Source organism: Tardiphaga sp. 709, assembly GCF_032401055.1.
Classification (GTDB): Bacteria; Pseudomonadota; Alphaproteobacteria; order Rhizobiales; family Xanthobacteraceae; genus Tardiphaga.
The window spans coordinates 1,569,791-1,589,556 of sequence record NZ_CP135529.1 but is presented as its reverse complement, the minus strand read 5'-3'; the positions used below and the strand labels follow the sequence as shown (position 1 = coordinate 1,589,556).

Below are 19,766 nucleotides of genomic sequence, written 5' to 3'. Positions count from 1 at the left end.
GAAGGTTACAACATGTCAGTCGTTCTCTCGGCGTCAGTTCGTCAGAATCTGCTTTCGCTGCAATCCACCGCTGATCTGTTGTCGACCACCCAGAACCGGTTGGCGAGCGGCAAGAAGGTCAACACGGCCCTCGACAACCCGACCAACTTCTTCACGGCTGCAGGCCTCGATAGCCGCGCCAGTGACATCAATAATCTTCTCGACGGCATCGGCAACGGCGTGCAGATCCTGCAGGCGGCCAATACCGGCATCACCTCGCTGCAGAAGCTCGTGGATACCGCGAAGTCGCTCGCGAATCAGGCGCTGCAGACCCCGGTGGGCTATTCGACCAAGTCGAACGTCTCCACCACCATCGCCGGCGCAACCCCGGACGATCTGCGCGGCACACAGACTTTCGCCAGCGCGACGGCTACCAGCAACGCGGTGTACAACGGCACGGCCGGCGGTACGACGCCGGTCACCGGAACCACCACGCTGGGCGGTGTGGCGGCATCGCTGGTCGGTACTGCCGCGCCTGACGGCGCCGGTACTGCGGCGTCGCTGTCCGGCACTTTGAAACTGATCGGTACGCCTGCCGGCGCGGCGACCATCGGCGCCACGGCACAGCCGAACGACGGCGACACCATGATGGTGAACGGCAAGACGATCACCTTCCGAACCGGGCCGGCACCCACCGCGGCCACCGCTCCCGTGGGGCTTGGCGTCGATAGCGTCAATACCAACGTGGTTACCGACGGCAACGGCAACTCTACGGTCTATCTCGGTACGGCGGGCGCCCCGACCGGTAGCGTGGCCGACCTGACCAAGGCCATTGATCTCGCCAGCGGTGTGCAGAAAGCCGTCATTTCCAACGGCGTCGCGACGGCTTCAGCGTCGTCCGGCACCGTCGCATCGATTGCCGCCGGCGTCCTCACGCTGTCGACGTCCACGGGGTCGGATCTCAACATCAGTGGAAAGGCGGACTTGCTGAAGCAGCTCGGCCTGACGACATCGGTCGGCGCCGGAACGGTTTCCGTCTCGCAATCGCGCACGACGGCTCCGGGCACCATCGGAAATCTGATCCAGAGCGGCTCGACACTTTACGTCAATGGCAAGACCATCACGTTCAAGGATGCGTCCGTTCCGGCAGCGGCCAACATCCCGGCCGGCTCCGGCTCGCCGGTCGGCTCCAACCTCGTGACGGACGGTAGTGGCAACACGACGGTCTATCTCCAGGGCGGCAAGATCTCCGACGTTCTCACGGCCATAGATCTCGCCACCGGCGTGCAGACTGCGGTCAATAACGCCGCGACTGGTGTGGCCGCTCTGACCACCACGCAGGGTTCTACCGCATCGACCGTTGCCGCCAACGGTACGTTCAAGATCAGCACCGGCACGATCCAGGATCTGTCGATCAGCGGCAGCGGCAATGCTCTCTCGGCACTCGGCCTCGCCGGCAACACCGGCACGTCGACCGTGTTTACTGCTGCACGCGCCGCGGGTCCGGGTGGCATCAGCGGCACGACGCTGACCTTTTCGTCGTTCAAGGGCGGCACGCCGGTTAATATTACATTCGGCGACGGCTCCAACGGCACCGTCAAGACGCTGGCGCAGCTGAACGTCGCACTGGCCGCCAACAATCTGGCAGCCACGGTCGATGCGACCGGCAAGCTGGTGATCGCGGCGGGCAACGACTACGCGTCGTCGACCATGGGCTCGGTGCTCGACGGCGGCACCATGGGCGGCACCGTGACGTCGGCGCTGAGCTTCACCAGCGCTGCGCCGCCGCTTGTCGATCTGCCATCACAGTCGACCCGCGCGAACCTGGTTGCGCAGTACAATAACCTCATCACCCAGATCACCACGACGTCGCAGGATGCATCCTTCAACGGCGTCAACCTGCTGGCCGGCGATACGCTGAAGCTGGTATTCAACGAAACTGGCAAGTCCACGCTGAACATCACCGGCTCGGAGTTGACGCCCGCCGGTCTGGGCTTGCCGACGCTGATCTCAGGCAGCGACTTCATCGACAACGCGTCGACGAACCAGACACTGAGCCAGCTCAATATGGCCAGCACGCAGCTGCGCTCGCTGGCTTCGGCGCTCGGCTCGAATCTCTCGATCGTGCAGATCCGTCAGGACTTCGCGAAGAACCTGATCAACGTGTTGCAGACCGGCTCGTCGAACCTGACTTTGGCCGACACCAACGAAGAAGCGGCCAACAGCCAGGCGCTGTCGACGCGGCAGTCGATCGCCGTCTCCGCGCTGGCGCTGGCCAACCAGTCGCAGCAGAGCGTGCTCAAGCTGCTCCAGTAAGTCTGGCGGCCGCACCAAGATTACCGAACGGCGGGAGAAATCCCGCCGTTTTCCGTTGATCGCGGGGTGGTCAGAGGCGCGTCGCCGGGTATCCTGGCTTTCCCCAGACTGAAGATGCGGCGGCTGAACGCTGGTATTATTCGAATCGCAGGCGTATTTTCGGGGTTTCTGGATACTGCATGCCCGCCCGAAACGTGGCACCAGATACCATTGGCTTTGCATGTGGCCTCACGGCCGCTGCGGGGAAGGAGAGCTGAATGCCTTTGCGAGTCGAACTGAAGCCGGGTGAGCGAATCATCATCGGTCAGAGCGTGATCACCAATTCCGATACGCGCACGGCGTTCCTGATTGATGGCGATGCACCGATCATGCGTGAGAAGGATATTCTCACGGCGGAGACTGCAACGACGCCGGTCAAACGCGTCTATCTCTGCGTGCAGATGATGTATCTGGAAAACGATATCCCGGCCTATCAGGAGCTATATCTCGGCTTCATCAAGGAATTGATTGAAGCGGTTCCGAGTTTTCGCGAGACGATTGAGGAAGTTAGTAAGCTTATTTTAAGCGGCGCGCTTTACAAAGCACTCAAGGAATTGCGTCCGCTGATCAAGCGGGAAGAAGAGTTTTTGAGGTAGCGAATGTCGATCGGTGCTCAAGCCTACGCGCGTACTGCCCAGACCACGGCGACACCGAGAGACATAGAAGCCCAAGCTCTTCTGAAAGCAGCACGCAAGCTTCAGGACGTCGTGGCAAACTGGGATCATACCGATGCTGGTCTCGACGAAGCTCTTCTGTTCAATCGCAAGCTCTGGTCGATCTTCGTTGGCGACGCCATCAATGACCAGAATCCGGAATCGATCGAGATCCGCCAGAATATCGCCAATATCGGCATCTTCGTGCTGACTCAGTGCACCGCCTTGCAGCACGTTCGCCAGGTCGAACATCTGCAGTCGCTAATCGATATCAATCGCAATATCGCCGCAGGTCTGTCCGGGCGTCCGTGAGCCTCCCTGAAATCCGTAACGATAGCTTAATGATCGGCGATGCCTAATAGCGCCGGATCAGCGGGCGATTCGAAATCGCGCGCGACGGGGCTGAGATGGCAGACGTTCTGAGCATTCTTTCGACGGCTTACAAGACCACCGTGCCGGTCACGGCAGGGAAGTATGTGGCGGTGGATCCCGAAACCTATAAGGGTAGCTGGGAAGGCAAATATGCCAACGGCAAAAAGTTTGAAATAGCCATCTCGCAGATCGACGGCTTCCGTGCCCAGGTGAAGTACAAGAGCGAGGGAACCGTCAAGTATCAGCAGGTGCTGATCAAGGACAATGCATTCCGGGTGGGTGATACCAAGTTCCAGCTCAACGGCGACAACAAGGCAATCATCAAGACCGTCGTGACCGACGCCGCGACGGGCAGCACCTATCTTGATACGGCCTACGCTACGCGCGATACGTGATCAGCGCAGTTAGACGCTGCGATCCGTTTCCATACGTCGATCAAGCAACTTTGCGTCCTGCTTCAGCGTATCCATGGCGCGCAGATAGGCGCGAGAGCGCAGTCGCGATTCCTCGGGATATTGGTCGATCACCTGGTTGGACTTCTTGTCCACAGACACGAAGACGATCTCGCCTGCGCCCTTGTCGATGATGACTTCCTTCGAAATCCGATCGCTGTCGACCTGCTGATAGTTCGCCGCAGAAATGTTCGGCTGCAGCACGCGGGGCGCTGCTGACACGGTCTTGTCGGGGGGAGTTGCGTAGGCACGGCTTCGCGCACCGCTTCTGGTGCGGGTCGTGTCACCAGCGTGGCAACCGGTGCCCCCACCGGTTTGATATTGAAGTCGGCACCCATGGCAGCCCTCCTGGCTCCATTCGATAAATCCCGACCCGTTCCCAAACAACATTATGCACCGGACGGCTGAATCCGGTGCTTACTTGCGCGCTGTAATTTAAGTCAAAAGATAGTAATGCCGCGGCGCATCAAACGGGCCCAGCGGTTGCATGACCAATTATACGATCAAAGTGACCGGCTGACGACGATGGGCGTCATGTTGACCCGGCCCGGCTGAGCCTGCCGACCGGCCGCCGTATAGGTCTGCGGGATATTACGCTTCTGAACCTCGGCATTGACGCCGCGGACAATGCCTTCCGAAACCGCATGCGCGGTGGCGAGCACGGTCAGATTGACCTGCAGCATCGCGCGGAACACGTCATGGTGCTTGCGCAAGGCAGAGAGCAGGTCGGGCGTCGTCTGCGCGAGATATGTCTGGCTGATCTTGAGCAGCGAGATCATCGCAATGTAGCGACGCGAAATATCCGCCTTCGGAGCTTCGAGCTTGATGGCCTCGCGGATGCTGCCATTGCGGACCAGCGCCGTTTCCTGTTCGATGATGGCGAGCAACTCGTTCATCACCTTCATGAGTTCGTCGGCGAGCTGACGGGCTTCCATCAGCGTTGCGACCGAACGCGGTGCGGCGATCGGGGCGGCTTGCTGGCGTTGCGCATTGTTCATGGCGGTGTCCTCTGCGATCAGCTGGCGCGATTGGCTTGCTGGATGATGAGTGAACGAAAGACTTCGTTGGAGATGCCGACGCCGCCGGCCTTGGCGAAGGACTTCGAATATTCGTCTGTCAGCATCGAGCGCCAGGCACCGGTGCCGGTGGTGTCGCCGAACGGGCCTTCGCCCTTGATGCCCGATGTCATCTGCGAAAACATCGTGTTGATGAACATGGCCTCGAAATCTTCGGACTGCTTGCGCGTCTTGGCCTGAGCTTGCGGCGACACTTTCTGCAGCGCATCGATCAGGTTCTGATCGGGGCGGCCGTTGATCGTCGGGTGCTTGGCCTGATAGGCGGCGACGGCGGTGTTGACGTTCATCACATCACCTCGATGTCGGCCTGGATGGCGCCTGCGGCCTTGATGGCCTGGAGGATGCCGATCAGGTCGCGCGGGCCGATGCCGAGGCCGTTGAGGCCGTCGACGAGCTGCTGCAGCGAAACGCCGTCCTTCACCAGAGCGAATTTCTTGCCGTCCTCGGTGACGCCAACTCGCGTGCTTGGCGTGACGACAGTGCGGCCGTTGGAGAATGCATTGGGCTGGCTGACATTGGCGCTCTCTGAAATCGTCACGGTGAGATTGCCTTGCGCCACAGCGACGGTGGCGACGCGCACGTCGCGGCCCATCACGATAATGCCGGAGCGTTCGTCGATGATGATCTTGGCGGCCAGATCCGGTTCGACCTGCAGCTGCTCGATCTCGGTGAGCAGCGCGACGACGTTGCCCTTGAACTCCGGCGGGATCGACAGCTGCACGGTGGAGGGATCGATCGGCTCGGCGGTCTTGGATCCCAGGAAGTCGTTGACGGCGGCGGCAATGCGCTTGGCCGTGGTGAAGTCGGGGTTGCGCAAAGCGAGGCGTACATTGGGCAGGCGGTTCAGCGCGAATTCGATCTCGCGCTCGATGATGGCGCCATTGGCGATGCGGCCAACGGTCGGCACGCCGCGGGTGATGCTGGCGGCAGCGCCTTCGGCGGCAAAACCGTTGATGGCGAGGGAGCCTGGGCGACGGCGTAGACGTTGCCGTCAGCGCCGAGCAGGGGGGTGACCAGCAGGGTACCGCCGGTCAGGTTCTTGGCATCGCCGAGCGCCGAGACGGTGACGTCCATGCGGGTGCCCTGGGTGCCGAAGGCGGGCAGGTTGCCGGTGACCATGACGGCGGCCACGTTGCCGGTGCGCAGCGTCTGGCCGCGGATATTGACGCCCATGCGTTCCAGCATCGCCTGCAGCGACTGCCGGGTGAACGGGATGTTGTTGAGGGTGTCGCCGGTACCGTTGAGGCCGACCACGAGGCCGTAGCCGATCAGCTGGTTCTGCCGGACGCCTTCGATATTGGCGAGATCCTTGATCCGCGACGTCGCATGTGCCGACACCGCCTGCACGAGCAGCACGAGCAGCACCGCACAGGCCGTCTGACAGAATCGGATCGAAGGTAGGCTCGGCATCCTCTGCTCCCCGCTGAGGTCTTCACTGGACCGCTCATCACTCCCATGACGACGATCCGGCATTAACTATGCGAGCGCCATGCCAGCCAATTCTATTCTCATAAGCTTTTGATATATAATGAGAATGATAAAAAGCGGTCAGCTAGGTGAGCGGCCCGCGCCCCGGCGAAAGTGCCGCCTGCGGCAGATTTTGCCGGGCCGTTTACGATTGATTAACCATAAAAGACGACCTTTCCGGTTGGAGGTCCGTTTACGCTCGCGATGGTACTGAGCGAACGGCAAGCCGCCGTGGGCCGGGATTGGCCATCACCCTCGCTGGACACGCTGATGCGCATTTACGGACCGAACGGCACTACATTCGGAGCCCCGTCGTCAGGAGCGAAGAGAACCAGTTCGACCGGGTTTTCGTTGCCTGATGCGACACCGACCTCTGAGAGCAAACCGACCGTAGCGCCTCGGGCGGCCAACAGCATCGATGCGCTTCTGGCCATGCAGAGCGTCGAAGATCCCATGGAGCGTCGCAAGCGCTCGGTGAAGCGCGGCCGCGGCGCGCTCGATGTCCTCGATGAACTCAAGATCGGCCTGCTCACGGGCTCGATCAATCCGGCCATGGTGGCGCGGCTGCGCAGCGCGGCGGCCAACCTCAAGGAATCATCCGGCGAGCCCGGTCTGGACGCCGTGCTCTCCGAGATCGAGCTCCGGGTCGAAGTCGAACTGGCCAAGGCTGGCCAGGTCTGATCCTCTCGGAGCGGCCCAAGTCCGGCTCGAGCCGCACCAAGTACCGTCTAGCCCTTCACACAGCCCTTTGACCAAAGACCGGGCCGAGAGGGGGCCACGTGCTGCAGCAGCACGGTTCCGGCCCTGAAACCCGGCGGTGGATGGCGGTTCTGGAGGTATCCTGACGTTATTGTCTGTCACATGACCTAGCTATATAAGCTGCGGCGCGGCCGGTCATTTCCGGCGCCTTGCACGCATAGATGGATTGGCCTTGGACAAGTTGAAAAGCTATCGCCCCTCCGAAAAAGAGCCTTTCATGAACGACCGGCAGCGCGACTATTTCCGCGCGAAATTGCTGGCCTGGAAGGAAGAAATCCTCCGTGAATCGAAACTCACCCTGCAGGCTTTGCAGGAGGAGAACGTCAATCACCCCGACCTTGCCGACCGTGCGTCGTCGGAAACTGACCGCGCCATCGAACTGCGGGCGCGCGACCGGCAGCGCAAGCTGATCTCCAAGATCGACGCCGCGCTGCTGCGCATCGAGGATAATACCTACGGCTATTGCGAGGAGACCGGCGAGCCGATCTCGCTCAAGCGGCTTGAAGCCCGCCCGATCGCAACACTCTCCGTGGAAGCCCAGGAGCGCCACGAGAAGCGCGAAAAGGTCTATCGCGACGAATAGTCTTTCCGATACCAAACGGCCGCCCATCGGGCGGCCGTTTTTCATTTCGGAGTTCCGGAAGGCAATCACACGCATGCTGTGCGATGCAGTGATTTGCGACGGCTGCACTGCAGCACGGCGACATTCTTAAACACGGGAATATGAACGTCATCATTCGCCGATAGGACGTAGGCTTGCTCCAGAAAAAACGGGAGGATGAACAATGGCTGCGCCTGCCTCTTATGATCCCGATACGATCGCGCTGATGCGGAATGTTCTTCAAAAGGTCGTCGCAAGGGTGCCCGAGCAGCACCGCACCTCCTGCAATCAGGCCGCGATCGCCTCGCGCATCCTTGCGACTGCTGCGCAGGGCCGGCGTTCTGAAGATGTCCTGACGACGGAGGCTCTGGCCGAGGTGAAGGAAATCTTCACCGGGCCTGCGGGGATGCGTCGGCTTCATGAAGACCTGACCAGGGTCTTCGGCTGAACTCCAGAATCGAGGAGTTGCAGTGGCGCGAGCGTCGGTTCGCGCCAGCAACGCTGCGCACCGTTGCCAAGCAGGATGGTGGTCGCTACCCGTTAGTCATATGTCGGCATGAGCCGTGTGACGAGCGAAGGGACCGCCGATGGAAAAGTATCTCGCGATCGCCGAAATCCTGGCTTACGTCCGCCATAACCGCACGCCGCTCACCGTGTTGCCGCCAGACGCGGTCCCGCATGACGAGGCTGATGGCTATCGCGTGCAGGACGCGCTTCACAATTTGCTGTCGCCCGATTTTGGCTTGCAGGTCGGTTACAAGATCGGCTGCACAAGCGCGGTGATGCAGCAATATCTCGGTATTTCGCATCCTTGCGCCGGCGGACTCTATATGAGCGGTATTCATGCCGCCGGAACGTCGCTGCGCTACAACGATTATGTACATGTCGGCGTGGAGTGTGAAATTGCGGTCCAGCTCGCGAGCGATCTGATGCCGTCGGGCGAGCCGTTCACGGCTGATGATGTCGCAACAGCGATCGATGCCTACCATCCGGCCATCGAAATCGTCGATGATCGTTATGCGGACTGGCGCAGTATGGATGCGCCGACACTGATCGCAGATGATTTCTTTGCGGCGGGATGTGTTTTGGGTGCGCCTGTTGCTCGTGGCAAGGCGCCTGACCTTCTCTCGGTGATTGGACGTGCCGTCGTCAACGGCACGGAAGTGGGGCGCGGAAATGGCGCCGATGTTCTTGGTCATCCACATCATGCACTGGCCTGGCTTGCCAACCATCTTGCTGCCCGGGACAAGATATTGCGCGCCGGAGACTTCGTACTGACGGGCAGTCTCGTGCAGACGGCGTGGCTCAATGCCGGAGATCACGTCCGAATGGAATTGCTCGGACTGGGCAGCGTCGAGGTGGATTTCAAGAGCTGACGTTCAGCGCTTCGCCTGGCCGCGTTTGGAGTCTGTCCAGAACGACGACGGCCTTCCGCCAGGGGAGCTGACGGAAGGCCGTGCGTGAACACCTCATCGCGTGGGAGCACGATGAGATGTGGGAGCTCGTAACGTTAGAAGGGCAGCAGCACGTCCATGACCTGCTGGCCGTAGCGCGGCTGCTGGACGTCCGAGATCTGGCCGCGGCCGCCATAGGCGATGCGGGCCTGCGCGATCTTGGCGCTGTCGATGGTGTTGTCGCTCTGAATGTCTTCCGGGCGCACGATGCCGGCGACGATCAGCTCGCGGATTTCGTAGTTGACGCGGATCTCCTGCTTGCCCTCAACCACGAGGTTGCCGTTCGGCAGCAATTGCGTGACCACTGCGGCGACGCTGGTCTGCAACGCTTCCTGCCGTGCGACCGATCCCTTGCCGTCGCTGGAGGACGAACCGTCAGCCGTCAGCAGACGGCCGGGCAGCACCTGAGCGGCCGAGCCTGTCAGCAGTTTGCTGCCCGCAAAGTCGGTGATCCCCGAGTTTTCCGTATTGGTGCGGCTGCGCTGGGTCTCGTTGGCGATATTGGCCTTGTCGGTGAAGTTCACGGTGACCGTCAGAATGTCGCCGATCTGGCGTGCGCGCTGATCCTTGAAGAACGCACGCGATCCGCTGCGCCATAGCGAGTTGGCGTTGTAGGACGCGACCTCCGGCTTCGGCATCGGCATCTGCACCGGCTTGTAGCCTGGCTGTGTCGTGGGATTCTCAATCGCCGTGAGCGCCGGTTTCTCGCCGATGGAGGCGAGGCGGTCGATCGACGAACAGCCGCTGGCAGCAACGCCGACCGCCAGAAGTGCAGCACCGGTAACGAAGGGACGATTGAACTGGAACATCAACTTTACTCAGCTTTTCGAGAAACAGGCACGTGGTCGTTGGCAGCAAGCGCGACGGGAGAGGTGGCAGCGGGAGAGTTGGGCAGGGGAGGTCTGGCCTGGGAGATTTTCTCGGACGGGAGAGACTCGCGGGTTGGGGCAGGAGTTGGCGCGGGAGTTTCGACTTGCGCGGGGAGACGCGGAGACGGAGCGGAGACGGCGACCTGGCCGCGACCGACCACGACGCCGGAGACGGTGCGCTTGGACTGCAGATTGATGACGTTGACCACGTCGCCTTCAGTGCCACCTTCGATGGCCTTGCCGCGGAGCGTGAGATAAAGCCCGGCGGTTTCGTAGATCAGCGTCACCGCCTGATCGCGGGTGACGAGATCTGGCTTGGCGAGGTCGGCATTGCGGATCGCCTGACCGGCGCGCAGCTGGCGGCGGCTCTGCATGCCCACGGCGCGGTCGCGCGTTACGCCATCGTTGCCGACTTCGGCTTTCGGGCGGCGCTCGACGACGACGTCAGAGGACTTCAGCACCTCGTTGCGTTCGACGCCGCGGACCAGCACCGCCGCCTCCACCGTCTCAACGGCACTGCCGGTGAAGCGCAGCTTGGTGGCAGACACGTTGGAGTCGTTGCCGATCGCAAAGGTGACGTCGAAACGGCCGCTGCGCGCGTCGAAACGGACCGCGACGGGCTGCAGCGCGCCGGTATTGCTGGCGTCAAGCTGCAGGCCCTGGACTTCGCGATCGAATGTCAGGCTCAGATTGGCGGCGGCACCAAGGCCGTGGCGGTTCTCCAGCGCCTGCGCGACCTGATTCTCGATATCCTTGCTCTCGATGCTGCGCGACAGCCGTGTCACGGTAATGGACTTGAGCTCGCGCGTATCGACGCCAATCACCTGGTGCTGCCGCAACACCGCGATGACCTGCGCGGTCGACAGCGTGCCGACGGTCCCGAGATCGGGCGCCCGATAGATTGCGATCTGCGCGGTGGGGCCGGCATTGTCGATGACATCGCCAATCCGCACCACGTCGCTGGACACCGTGACGTTGGCGCGCAGCGTTGGCGATGCGATGACCTCGTCGCGCTGCGCCTGGCCGAGCGCAGCGGTGGCCGCTGCAGCGAGCAGGGCGGTGGCGAGGAGAAGCGAACGCATGGCTGATGTCATGATCATTCTCCTCAGCGGAACATGCCGGCGGTGGATTGCAGCATCTGGTCCGCGGCGCTGATGACCTTGGCGTTCATCTCATAGGCGCGCTGCGCGGCGATCAGGTCCGAGATTTCGGTGACGACTTCGACATTGGCCATTTCGAGGTTGCGCTGCTGCATGTCGCCGAAGCCGTCGGCATTGGCGACACCGTCCTGCGGTGGGCCGGAGGCAGGTGTTTCGGTGAACAGGTTGTCACCGATCGAATTGAGACCGGCCTTGTTGATGAAGCGGGTGAGGCTGATCTGGCCGAGCACGGTCGGGGTCGTCGAGCCCGGTACGATGACCGAGACCTGGCCCTGCGCATTGATCGAGAGTTGCGACGACGCCTGGGGAATCGAGATCGTTGGCTGCAGCAGGTTGCCCTGCGGGTTGACGATGCGGCCCTGCTGGTCAGTGGAAAACGTACCATCGCGGGTATAGGCGAAGGTGCCATCGGTGAGCTGGATCTTGAAGAAGCCTTCACCGCGGACCGCGATATCCAGATCGCCGCCGGTCGCCGACAGCGTGCCCTGGGTCATCATGCGCGGGGTACCGACGGTCTTCACGCCGCCGCCGATATCGACGCCGACCGGAATGACCGTGCCCTGATCCGATGCTTGCGCACCGACGCGGCGAACGTGATCGTAGATGAGGTCCTGGAATGCGGCACGCTGCTTCTTGAAGCCGGTCGTGCGCATGTTGGCGATATTGTTCGAGATGACCTGGACGTTGAGTTCCTGGGCCGCCATCCCGGTCGCGGCAGTGTAAAGAGCGCGCATGGGTCAGATTCCTTAAGCCGGAACGTCGGCAAGTTTTTCGATGGCGGAGCGCCGCGCGTCGCCTTGCGACTGCAGCATGTTGGACAGCTCGGTATAGGCGCGGGTGACGTCGATCATCCGGGTCATTTCGACGACCGAGCTGACGTTCGACTTTTCGATGAAGCCCTGATTGAGCTTCGACGTGGTGGACGGCTGCGGATTGGCGCCGGGGCCGGCCGAGAACAGGTTGGAGCCTTCCTTCACCAGCCGCTGGGGCTGCGCGAAGTTGACCATGCGAATCTTGCCGCGCACGGAGTCGATGCGGTTGATGCCTTCGAGCACCGTGACCGTGCCGTCCTGCGAGATGTTGATGTCGTGGTCGGTCTGCTGGAACACGATCGGGCCATTGGCGCCGAGCACCGGTGCGCCCGACGCTGTCACGAGCTGGCCCTGCGAATTGATCTGCATGCCGCCGTCGCGGGTGTAGCGCTCGCCGTTCGGGGTCTGCACCGCGAGGAAGGCGTTGCCGTCGATGGCGACATCCAGCGGATTCTTGGTCTGCTCGGTCGCGCCGCCGGTGAAATCATGCATCGTGGCGCGGTCCTGCACGAAGGACACGCGGCGGTCGCGGCCGACGAAGTTGTCTTCGCGGGCGGCCGGGCTCAGATATTCCTCGAAAATCGTCCGCTCGGCCTTGAAGCCGCTCGTGTTGATATTCGCAATGTTGTTCGCCACGACGTCCATCTGACGCCGAAGCGTCATCTGCCGCGACAGTCCGACGAGAAGCATATTCTCCATCGGTGGTTCTCCCCTAAGTTCGCGCGGGTTGCTCTCCCAAGCTCGCCGCGGATCCCGTAAACCGCACAGCTCTCCCAAGCCGCGGTTCGCAGACTACGTAGCGAAAGCCGTGCCAAGTCAAAAAGCTGATATTTTTCAATTTGTTGGTAGTTTTGGAGGCGCGAAAACGGGCGGCAGAAAGGTCTTATTGACCATATTTGCCGGCAGAATTTTCCTAGTTGAGCGTTAAAAGAAAGATTCCGTTAACCATTGCGACCTAGCGTCACGATCACACAGGGCCTTGGGCGCTGGCAGCATTTTGTATCGCGTCTTTATTGCCTGCTTTGCAGCATCGAGCTCATCCCAACCCCGGACGGGCAGGCGATGGCGGATACGGAAACTTCAGAAAGCACCCCGACCGGGGACGAGGCGGCAGCTCCCAAGAGCAAATTCAAGCTGATCGCAATCGTCGCGGGCGTGCTGGTGCTTGCAGCGGGCGGTGGCGGCTGGTTCTTCCTGAAGGGGCACCCCAAGGAAGAGAAGAAAGAGGCGGCGCCGGCTGCGAAGCCGCTCGCCTTCATCGATGTGCCGGAGATTTTGGTGAACCTTGCCGGTCAGCCCGGCGAGCGTGTGCAATATCTCAAGGCCAAGATCGTGCTCGAGGTGAAGGAAGCGCCGCTGGTGGCGCAGATCACGCCGTCGATGCCGCGTATCACCGACATGTTCCAGGTTTACCTGCGCGAACTGCGCACCACCGATCTGAACGGCTCCGTTGGCATGTTCCGGTTGAAGGAAGAGCTGACGCGGCGCGTCAATGCCGCGATCTCTCCTCATCACGTGAACGCTGTGCTGTTCAAGGAAATCCTCATTCAGTGAGGAATTGGATTTTGGGCTGATGTCTACCGAACAGGTCGATCAGGACGCAATTGCCGCTGAATGGGAAGCTTCTCTGGATTCAGAGGATCCCGTTGAGGCGGCGAAAGCGGCTGCCGAAAACGAACTCACCGGCACCATGGCGGAGCAATGGGCCGCCATGGTCGAGGACGGCGGTCGCGATATCGGCGGCGGCAAGAACGGCGGCGAGCGCGTTCTCTCGCAGGAGGAAATCGACAACCTCCTCGGCTTCAGCGTCAACGAGGTCCATCTCGACGAAAATTCCGGCATTCGCGCCATCATCGATTCCTCGATGGTGTCGTATGAGCGTCTGCCGATGCTCGAAATCGTGTTCGACCGTCTGGTGCGGTTGATGACCACGAGCCTGCGCAATTTCACCTCCGACAACGTCGAAGTCTCGCTCGATCGCATCACTTCGGTGCGTTTCGGCGACTATATGAACTCGATTCCGCTGCCTGCCGTGCTGTGTGTGTTCAAGGCAGAGGAGTGGGAGAATTTTGGCCTCGCCACCGTCGATTCCAGCCTGATCTATTCGATGATCGACGTGCTGCTCGGCGGCCGTCGTGGTCAGGCCTCGCTGCGCATCGAGGGCCGTCCCTATACCACCATCGAAACCAATCTGGTGAAGCGTCTGATCGAAGTCGTGCTGGCGGATGCCGAGCAGGCGTTCCGGCCACTGTCGCCCGTGGCCTTCACCATCGACCGGCTTGAGACCAATCCGCGCTTCGCCGCCATCAGCCGTCCAGCCAATGCTGCCATCCTGGTGCGCCTGCACATCGACATGGAAGACCGCGGCGGCAATATCGAATTGCTGCTGCCCTATGCGACGATCGAACCGATCCGCGCCGTGCTCATGCAGATGTTCATGGGCGAAAAATTCGGCCGTGATCCGATCTGGGAAAGCCATCTCGCCACTGAAATTGCTCAGGCCGAGATCGCCGTGGACGCGGTGCTGTATGAGGCAGAGATCCCGTTGAAGCAGCTGATGCTTCTCAAAGTGGGCGATACGCTGCCGCTGGAAATGCGGGCGGATGCTCTTGTCGCCGTGCGTTGCGGAGCTGTGACCTTGACTGAAGGTCGCATGGGCCGTGTCGGCGACCGCGTTGCCATTAGAGTCACGAAACAATTGCGCAAGCCTAACACAACCTTCGCCATGTTTGAGAAGGCTGATGAGCAAACTAAATTGATGGAGGCACAATGAGTCATTCATTAGGAATTGTGATCGAGAGCCTGGTTGCAGTGCTTCTGATCCTGACCATCGCCTATTGCATGTTGCTCAATAAGCGCCTGAAGCGCCTCAAGGCGGACGAGCAATCGTTGAAGGCCACGATCGGCGAGCTCATCACCGTGACCGAGATCGCCGAGCGTGCGATCGGCGGACTCAAGCTTACCGTGCGCGACGTCAATGAGAATCTCGGCAGCCAGATTTCGGCGGCAACAGCGCTGGCCGATCAACTGAAAGCCCAGCTCGCCGAGAGCGACGCTGTCGTGCGCCGGCTGTCGAAGATCGCGGTGGCGGCACGGCCGCTCACCGAAACCGACCCTGATGCGCCGCGGGTGTCCGCAGCGCGGGCCAATGCCGCGGCAGCGCAGGCGTTTGCCGAGCGGAGGAGGCCTGACGGCATCGCTGCATGAAAGCTTTTCGGGACGTTCGTATTCTTCCTGTCGTCTTGGTGGCGGTTTTCGGGCTGGCGATTCTCAAGATCGCCGGCCTGGTGATCGATGGCGGCTACGTGTTCAACTACGATCCGCAGCCGCAGCCTACGAAAGGATCGTGGGCGCAGGAGATGTTCAACTTCCCGGGCGGCAAGCCAACGGACGGCGACATTACCGGTTCGGTGTCAGCCAAGAAGGAAGAGCCGAAGCCCGCGGTGGCTGCGCCTGCAGCGATTGAACCGACCAGCAATCCGCCTGTCGAACTGTCTCCTCAAATCTCGCCTGCTGAACGCGCGATCCTCGAACGGCTGCAAGCGCGCCGTCAGGAGCTGGAAGCGCGTGCCCGCGAGATCGACATCCGCGAGAGCCTGCTGAAGGCCGCCGAGAAGCGCATCGAAACCCGCGTCGATGAATTGAAGGGCGTCGAAGCCGGTATCAAGACGGCGAACGACCAGAAGAGCGAAGTCGATGCCGCCCGCTTCAAGGGCATCGTCACCATGTATGAAAGCATGAAGCCGAAGGACGCCGCGAAGATCTTCGACCGGCTGGAAATGCCGGTGCTGTTCGAGATCGCCTCGCAGATCGCGCCTCGGAAGATGTCCGACATTCTCGGTCTGATGCAGCCGGAGGCCGCTGAACGCCTCACCGTTGAACTGGCGCGTCGCGCCTCGGGCGGCGAACGATCTGCCGCGGCGGTCGAACTGCCCAAGATCGAAGGCAGGCCGATCCAGCAGGGCCGGAATTAAAGAAATTAATTAACAAATCCTTAGAGCGCGGAATCTGAGATTCGACACAGGGCGAACGACTGGTCGTCCTTCGAGCATCGGGCTGAGAGACATTTCTGAATGGCACGGACGGCTGCCGTTGCATGTTGGACGCAAGCTCGCGCATGGACGCGGGCCGTTCGACGTTGTGTCGTCGTCGCGGGCATTGTCTGTCTTGCGCTGTCGTTCCCGGATGCCGCATCTGCGCAAGCGGTGAGGGGCACCGCCAGCATGGGCACGTCGGGCGGCTATGGTCGCATCGTGCTGAAGCTTGCTGAGGACGTGGAGTCCGAGGTGACGCAAGCCGGCACCATTCTCGTCATTCGCTTCAAGCGGCCGGTCGATATTCCTGTCGAGATTCTCGGTGACGCCGCCCCGGACTATATCGGCTCGGCACGCCGCGATCCCGATGGCACGGCGATCCGTCTCGCTTTGTCACGCAGGGTGACCGTCAATTCGATGACGGCGGGCGAGCGCATCTTCATCGATCTGTTGCCCGACACCTGGAAGGGCATGCCGCCTGGTTTGCCGCAGGATGTGGTCAAGGAATTGTCGGAGCGCGCGCGCGCGGCAGAGCGCGCCTTGCGCCAGCAACGCGCTGCCGCGGAAAGCCAGAAGAAGCCGCCGATCCGTGTGCGGGCATCCGTACAGCCGACCTTCGTGCGTTTCGTGTTCGAGACCGGCGGCGTCGGTGTGTCGTCGGTGCTGAACGAGAAGACGCTGACGCTGACCTTCAATGCCGGTCTGGTGTTCGATCTCGCCGATGCCAAACTGTCCGCGCCCGCCAATGTCGCATCGATCGGTCAGGCGATGGACGGCAACCGGACCGCCGTCGAGATCGGCTTGATCGGCGACGTCGATGTGAAGTCGTTCCGCGAGGACAAGAGCTACGTCGTCGACATCGGCTTCCAGCAGAACGAAAAGCCGTCGCCGCTGGCCAAGCTGCCGGTGGCCGCTCCTGTGGACGAGAAACCGCCGGTTGCGGCGAAGCCTCCTGAGGTCGAAAAGCCCGCCAGTGTCCCGGCACAGCGCTCCGGCGAGATCGTGCCGCCGACCTCCGAAGTGATCGCGAAAGAGATCGTTCCGGAGAAGAAAGTCGAGGTTGCGACGGCTGCACCGGCAGCGCCCGTCGCGGCAGCGAAGCCGGAAGAGCCAAAGCCCGAGGCGGCCAAGGTCGCTGAATCAGCCAAGCCTGCGCCGGTAGCTGAGCCTGTTGTCGTCGTTCCTGCGAAAGAAACACCGCCGCCTGCGCCTGTCGTTGCGGCGGCCCCTGTTGCTGCACCCGTTGCTGCTGCGCCGACCGAACCGGCGGGCATGCCGGTTGAGGTCAAGCGCAGCAGCGACGGCGTGCGCATAGCCTTTGCCTTTCCATCGCCAACGCCGGTTGCCCTGTTTCGCCGCGGCGATATCCTGTGGCTGGTGGCAGATTCGACGCGGCCCATCGACACCGCGCCGATCCGCCGCGATAGCGGATCGATCATTGCCGATGTCAGCACGATCCCGCTGGAGAAGGGGCAGGCGATCCGCATCCGCCTCAATCGCCCGCAATTGGCCTCTCTCACGACCGACGATCCCGCCGGCGCAGGACAGGCCTGGTCGCTGATGCTCGCCGACACCCGGCAGACGCCGTCGCAGCCGTTGTCCGCCGTGCGCAATATTGCCGATCCCTCGCGCGCCAGCGTGCAGGTGCCATTGGCCAAGCCCGGTCTCAAGCATCGCCTAGTCGATCCGGATGCCGGCGATACGCTCAACATCATCACCGCGTTGCCGCCGTCGCGCGGTTTTATCCGCCGCCAGGACTTTGTCGAATTCTCGTTGCTGGAATCGATTCACGGCGTGGTGGTTCAGGTGAACTCCGACGACGTGTCCGTTGAAGCCAGTATCGACAAGGTGATGCTCACCAAGCCCGGCGGCCTGACGCTGTCGGCAGCCGATGCAGCGCCGCAGCGCGCCTCGACGGTCGCCCGGCCGATCTTCGATGTCGGCCAGTGGCGCAAGGATCAGGAAGGCCCATTCAACGCACGCTTCGACGAGTTGATCGACGCGATGTCATCAGCCGAAGCCAGCTCGCTGCCGCAGGCACGAATGGATCTGGCCAAATTCTACATGGCGCGCGGCATGTATCACGAGGCCAAGGGCGTCGCCGATCTCGCGATCGCGGACACCAAGGTCGGCGAGGAAAGCCCTGTCGCGCTGATCGTTCATGCGGTGGCCAGCGCGATGATGGGGCGTCCCGAACAAACCCTGAAGGATATCGCCAATCCGGTGCTCGGGCCGGGTTACGATGGTGAATTGTGGAAGGCGCTCGCCTACGCCAAGCAGGAAAAATGGGTCGAGGCGCGCGAGCGTTTCAAAAATGCCGAGTTCACGCTCGCCGCGCTGCCGACCGATCTGCAGCGCGCGGCCTTGATGCTGGCGCTGCGGGCCTCGCTCGAGGTCAAGGACTATGCCGGCGCGTCGTCGCGCGGCAGTGAGCTCGAAACGGTCGGCATCTCGCCGGAGATCAAGCCCGCGGCCATGCTGCTCAGCGGCTGGCTCGATGAGGCGCTCGGCCGGGAGAGGGACGCGCTGTCGAAGTATCAGGACGTCACCGGTTCGGTGGATCGTCAATCCGCAGCGGAAGCCAAGCTGCGTGAAGTCAATTTGCGCCAGAAGCGCAACGAGATCAGCAACGAGGACGCGCTGCATGATCTAGAAGTGCTGGCGGTGACATGGCGCGGCGACGGCACGGAAGTGCAGGTGCTGCAGATCCTGTCGCGCATGTATGCCGAACTCGGCCGCTACAATGACTCGCTGCTGGCCGCCCGTACGGCCACCGAACGTCAGGCCAACAGCGAAGCCGCGCGCCAGGTCCAGGATGAGGCGCAGGCGCTGTTCTCGCAAATCTATCTGTCGCCAAAGGGCGACAGCCTGCCGCCGGTCGATGCGCTGGCGATGTTCTACGAGTTTCGCGAGCTGACCCCGATCGGCCGCCGCGGTGACGAGATGATCCGCCGTCTCGCAGATCGTCTCGTGGCCGTCGATCTGCTCGATCAGGCCGCCGAGCTTCTGCAGTATCAGGTCGATCACCGTCTCGAAGGCGCTGCACGCTCGCAGGTCGCTGCGCGTCTGGCGATGGTCTATCTGATGAGCCGCAAGCCCGACCGCGCTATCGCCGCGCTGCGGACCACGCGGATCGCCGATCTCAATGGCGAGCTGCGTCAACAGCGGTTGCTGCTCGAGGCGCGGGCGCAGAGTGACATCGGCCGCCGTGAGCTGGCGCTCGACATCATCTCTCATGTCAGCGGACGCGAAGCGATCCGGCTCCGCTCGGATATCTACTGGTCGTCGCGGCGCTGGCGCGAAGCCTCCGAACAGATCGAACTCTATTATGGCGACCGCTGGCGGGATTTCTCGCCGCTGACGCCAAGCGAAAAGAGCGACATCATCCGTGCTGTCGTGGGTTATGCGCTGGCGGAAGACGCCCTTGGTCTCGCGCGCTTCCGCGAAAAGTATGCGCCGCTGATGAATGTCGGTGCCGACAAGATCGCCTTCGACACCGCGAGCAAGCCGACCTCGACCAACTCTTCGGAATTCGCCGCCATTGCCAAGATGGCCGCATCCGTCGATACGCTCGACGGCTTCCTGCGCGAGATGAAGACGCGCTTCCCCGAAAGCAGCGCCAAGGCGATCCTGCCGGGTGCCAGTGCCGATCCGATGCCGACCGGCTCGCTGAAGCCGCAGCCGGTGGTCAATGTCCGCAAGATCGAGATGACGCGGTAGGCG

20 protein-coding genes and 1 pseudogene are annotated in these 19,766 nt (G+C 62.0%); 13 read left to right on the top strand and 8 right to left on the bottom strand.

Annotated features, from left to right (window positions below):
• The first annotated feature begins 12 nt into the window (after positions 1-12).
• The 4 genes from RSO67_RS08170 (at position 13) to RSO67_RS08155 (ending at position 3,754) form a co-directional block, all read left to right on the top strand.
• On the top strand, positions 13-2,295 hold the full coding sequence (locus tag RSO67_RS08170) for a DUF1522 domain-containing protein (protein ID WP_093757304.1): 2,283 nt from the start codon (positions 13-15) through the stop codon (positions 2,293-2,295).
• A gap of 257 nt (positions 2,296-2,552) precedes the next feature.
• The gene (gene flbT / locus RSO67_RS08165; RefSeq protein ID WP_093756623.1) at positions 2,553-2,930 is read left to right on the top strand and encodes a flagellar biosynthesis repressor FlbT; all 378 of its coding nucleotides are present in this window, start codon (positions 2,553-2,555) and stop codon (positions 2,928-2,930) included.
• Between the two features lie 3 nt (positions 2,931-2,933).
• Positions 2,934-3,299 carry a flagellar biosynthesis regulator FlaF gene (gene flaF / locus RSO67_RS08160; RefSeq protein ID WP_089265189.1) on the top strand — a complete coding sequence of 122 codons (366 nt, stop codon included), beginning with the start codon at positions 2,934-2,936 and terminating at the stop codon, positions 3,297-3,299.
• 95 nt (positions 3,300-3,394) lie between these two features.
• On the top strand, positions 3,395-3,754 hold the full coding sequence (locus RSO67_RS08155; protein ID WP_315843070.1) for a hypothetical protein: 360 nt from the start codon (positions 3,395-3,397) through the stop codon (positions 3,752-3,754).
• Positions 3,755-3,763: 9 nt separating this feature from the next.
• On the opposite strand, the gene RSO67_RS08150 is transcribed toward RSO67_RS08155, so the two are convergent.
• The 4 genes and pseudogenes from RSO67_RS08150 to RSO67_RS08135 form a co-directional block, all read right to left on the bottom strand.
• Positions 3,764-4,033, bottom strand: coding sequence for a hypothetical protein (locus RSO67_RS08150; protein WP_315843069.1), 270 nt, complete (start codon positions 4,031-4,033; stop codon positions 3,764-3,766).
• Between the two features lie 281 nt (positions 4,034-4,314).
• On the bottom strand, positions 4,315-4,809 hold the full coding sequence (locus tag RSO67_RS08145; protein ID WP_315843068.1) for a hypothetical protein: 495 nt from the start codon (positions 4,807-4,809) through the stop codon (positions 4,315-4,317).
• Positions 4,810-4,826: 17 nt separating this feature from the next.
• Complete coding sequence (flgJ, locus tag RSO67_RS08140; protein ID WP_089265185.1) at positions 4,827-5,174, bottom strand: flagellar assembly peptidoglycan hydrolase FlgJ; 348 nt, start codon at positions 5,172-5,174, stop codon at positions 4,827-4,829.
• A pseudogene (locus RSO67_RS08135) lies at positions 5,174-6,297 on the bottom strand (flagellar basal body P-ring protein FlgI). The gene flgJ and the pseudogene RSO67_RS08135 overlap by 1 nt, the downstream one beginning before the upstream one ends.
• A gap of 327 nt (positions 6,298-6,624) precedes the next feature.
• Between RSO67_RS08135 and RSO67_RS08130 the strand changes: the two are divergent.
• The 4 genes from RSO67_RS08130 (at position 6,625) to RSO67_RS08115 (ending at position 9,090) form a co-directional block, all read left to right on the top strand.
• Positions 6,625-7,035 (top strand): flagellar assembly protein FliX, encoded by a 411-nt coding sequence (locus RSO67_RS08130; protein ID WP_315843067.1) that lies wholly within the window; start codon positions 6,625-6,627, stop codon positions 7,033-7,035.
• Between the two features lie 250 nt (positions 7,036-7,285).
• Positions 7,286-7,696 (top strand): RNA polymerase-binding protein DksA, encoded by a 411-nt coding sequence (dksA, locus tag RSO67_RS08125; RefSeq protein ID WP_068735634.1) that lies wholly within the window; start codon positions 7,286-7,288, stop codon positions 7,694-7,696.
• 202 nt (positions 7,697-7,898) lie between these two features.
• Positions 7,899-8,162 (top strand): hypothetical protein, encoded by a 264-nt coding sequence (locus tag RSO67_RS08120; RefSeq protein WP_120291376.1) that lies wholly within the window; start codon positions 7,899-7,901, stop codon positions 8,160-8,162.
• Positions 8,163-8,301: 139 nt separating this feature from the next.
• Positions 8,302-9,090: a 2-keto-4-pentenoate hydratase gene (locus RSO67_RS08115; protein ID WP_315843066.1), complete on the top strand. Its 789-nt coding sequence runs from the start codon at positions 8,302-8,304 to the stop codon at positions 9,088-9,090.
• A 134-nt stretch (positions 9,091-9,224) separates the two neighbouring features.
• Here the strand turns inward: RSO67_RS08115 and flgH are convergent, their stop codons facing one another.
• From flgH to flgF, 4 genes are read right to left on the bottom strand one after another with little or no spacing between them, the layout of a single operon-like run.
• Positions 9,225-9,977 (bottom strand): flagellar basal body L-ring protein FlgH, encoded by a 753-nt coding sequence (gene flgH / locus RSO67_RS08110; RefSeq protein WP_315843065.1) that lies wholly within the window; start codon positions 9,975-9,977, stop codon positions 9,225-9,227.
• 5 nt (positions 9,978-9,982) lie between these two features.
• Entirely contained in the window at positions 9,983-11,131 is a 1,149-nt protein-coding gene (gene flgA, locus RSO67_RS08105) for a flagellar basal body P-ring formation chaperone FlgA (RefSeq protein ID WP_410001824.1), read from the bottom strand.
• Positions 11,132-11,142: 11 nt separating this feature from the next.
• The gene (flgG, locus tag RSO67_RS08100) at positions 11,143-11,931 is read right to left on the bottom strand and encodes a flagellar basal-body rod protein FlgG (RefSeq protein WP_089265180.1); all 789 of its coding nucleotides are present in this window, start codon (positions 11,929-11,931) and stop codon (positions 11,143-11,145) included.
• Positions 11,932-11,943: 12 nt separating this feature from the next.
• Positions 11,944-12,708, bottom strand: a complete 765-nt coding sequence (flgF, locus tag RSO67_RS08095) for a flagellar basal-body rod protein FlgF (protein WP_089265179.1) — start codon at positions 12,706-12,708, stop codon at positions 11,944-11,946.
• 363 nt (positions 12,709-13,071) lie between these two features.
• Between flgF and fliL the strand changes: the two genes are divergently transcribed.
• The 5 genes from fliL (at position 13,072) to RSO67_RS08070 (ending at position 19,763) form a co-directional block, all read left to right on the top strand.
• Complete coding sequence (gene fliL / locus RSO67_RS08090) at positions 13,072-13,563, top strand: flagellar basal body-associated protein FliL (RefSeq protein WP_093756619.1); 492 nt, start codon at positions 13,072-13,074, stop codon at positions 13,561-13,563.
• A gap of 19 nt (positions 13,564-13,582) precedes the next feature.
• Entirely contained in the window at positions 13,583-14,782 is a 1,200-nt protein-coding gene (fliM, locus tag RSO67_RS08085; protein WP_410001823.1) for a flagellar motor switch protein FliM, read from the top strand.
• Positions 14,779-15,216 carry a DUF6468 domain-containing protein gene (locus tag RSO67_RS08080; RefSeq protein WP_089265176.1) on the top strand — a complete coding sequence of 146 codons (438 nt, stop codon included), beginning with the start codon at positions 14,779-14,781 and terminating at the stop codon, positions 15,214-15,216. The genes fliM and RSO67_RS08080 overlap by 4 nt, the downstream gene beginning before the upstream one ends.
• A complete protein-coding gene (locus RSO67_RS08075; protein WP_315843063.1) occupies positions 15,213-15,983 on the top strand; it encodes a flagellar protein FlbB in 771 nt (256 codons plus the stop codon). Before RSO67_RS08080 ends, RSO67_RS08075 begins: the two co-directional genes overlap by 4 nt.
• Positions 15,984-16,082: 99 nt before the next feature.
• Positions 16,083-19,763, top strand: a complete 3,681-nt coding sequence (locus RSO67_RS08070; protein ID WP_315843062.1) for a tetratricopeptide repeat protein — start codon at positions 16,083-16,085, stop codon at positions 19,761-19,763.
• Positions 19,764-19,766: the final 3 nt, after the last annotated feature.

What these genes read in the sequence shown, in the direction of transcription:
- fliL (WP_093756619.1), top strand. Translation starts at nt 13,072, where the DNA reads ATGGCGGATACGGAAACTTCAGAAAGCACCCCGACCGGGGACGAGGCG.
- flgA (WP_410001824.1), bottom strand. Translation starts at nt 11,131, where the DNA reads ATGACATCAGCCATGCGTTCGCTTCTCCTCGCCACCGCCCTGCTCGCT.
- RSO67_RS08120 (WP_120291376.1), top strand. Translation starts at nt 7,899, where the DNA reads ATGGCTGCGCCTGCCTCTTATGATCCCGATACGATCGCGCTGATGCGG.
- RSO67_RS08115 (WP_315843066.1), top strand. Translation starts at nt 8,302, where the DNA reads ATGGAAAAGTATCTCGCGATCGCCGAAATCCTGGCTTACGTCCGCCAT.
- RSO67_RS08075 (WP_315843063.1), top strand. Translation starts at nt 15,213, where the DNA reads ATGAAAGCTTTTCGGGACGTTCGTATTCTTCCTGTCGTCTTGGTGGCG.
- RSO67_RS08070 (WP_315843062.1), top strand. Translation starts at nt 16,083, where the DNA reads ATGGCACGGACGGCTGCCGTTGCATGTTGGACGCAAGCTCGCGCATGG.
- RSO67_RS08155 (WP_315843070.1), top strand. Translation starts at nt 3,395, where the DNA reads ATGGCAGACGTTCTGAGCATTCTTTCGACGGCTTACAAGACCACCGTG.
- RSO67_RS08130 (WP_315843067.1), top strand. Translation starts at nt 6,625, where the DNA reads ATGCGCATTTACGGACCGAACGGCACTACATTCGGAGCCCCGTCGTCA.
- RSO67_RS08145 (WP_315843068.1), bottom strand. Translation starts at nt 4,809, where the DNA reads ATGAACAATGCGCAACGCCAGCAAGCCGCCCCGATCGCCGCACCGCGT.
- flaF (WP_089265189.1), top strand. Translation starts at nt 2,934, where the DNA reads ATGTCGATCGGTGCTCAAGCCTACGCGCGTACTGCCCAGACCACGGCG.
- flbT (WP_093756623.1), top strand. Translation starts at nt 2,553, where the DNA reads ATGCCTTTGCGAGTCGAACTGAAGCCGGGTGAGCGAATCATCATCGGT.
- flgH (WP_315843065.1), bottom strand. Translation starts at nt 9,977, where the DNA reads ATGTTCCAGTTCAATCGTCCCTTCGTTACCGGTGCTGCACTTCTGGCG.
- RSO67_RS08080 (WP_089265176.1), top strand. Translation starts at nt 14,779, where the DNA reads ATGAGTCATTCATTAGGAATTGTGATCGAGAGCCTGGTTGCAGTGCTT.
- fliM (WP_410001823.1), top strand. Translation starts at nt 13,583, where the DNA reads ATGTCTACCGAACAGGTCGATCAGGACGCAATTGCCGCTGAATGGGAA.
- flgJ (WP_089265185.1), bottom strand. Translation starts at nt 5,174, where the DNA reads ATGAACGTCAACACCGCCGTCGCCGCCTATCAGGCCAAGCACCCGACG.
- flgF (WP_089265179.1), bottom strand. Translation starts at nt 12,708, where the DNA reads ATGGAGAATATGCTTCTCGTCGGACTGTCGCGGCAGATGACGCTTCGG.
- RSO67_RS08170 (WP_093757304.1), top strand. Translation starts at nt 13, where the DNA reads ATGTCAGTCGTTCTCTCGGCGTCAGTTCGTCAGAATCTGCTTTCGCTG.
- flgG (WP_089265180.1), bottom strand. Translation starts at nt 11,931, where the DNA reads ATGCGCGCTCTTTACACTGCCGCGACCGGGATGGCGGCCCAGGAACTC.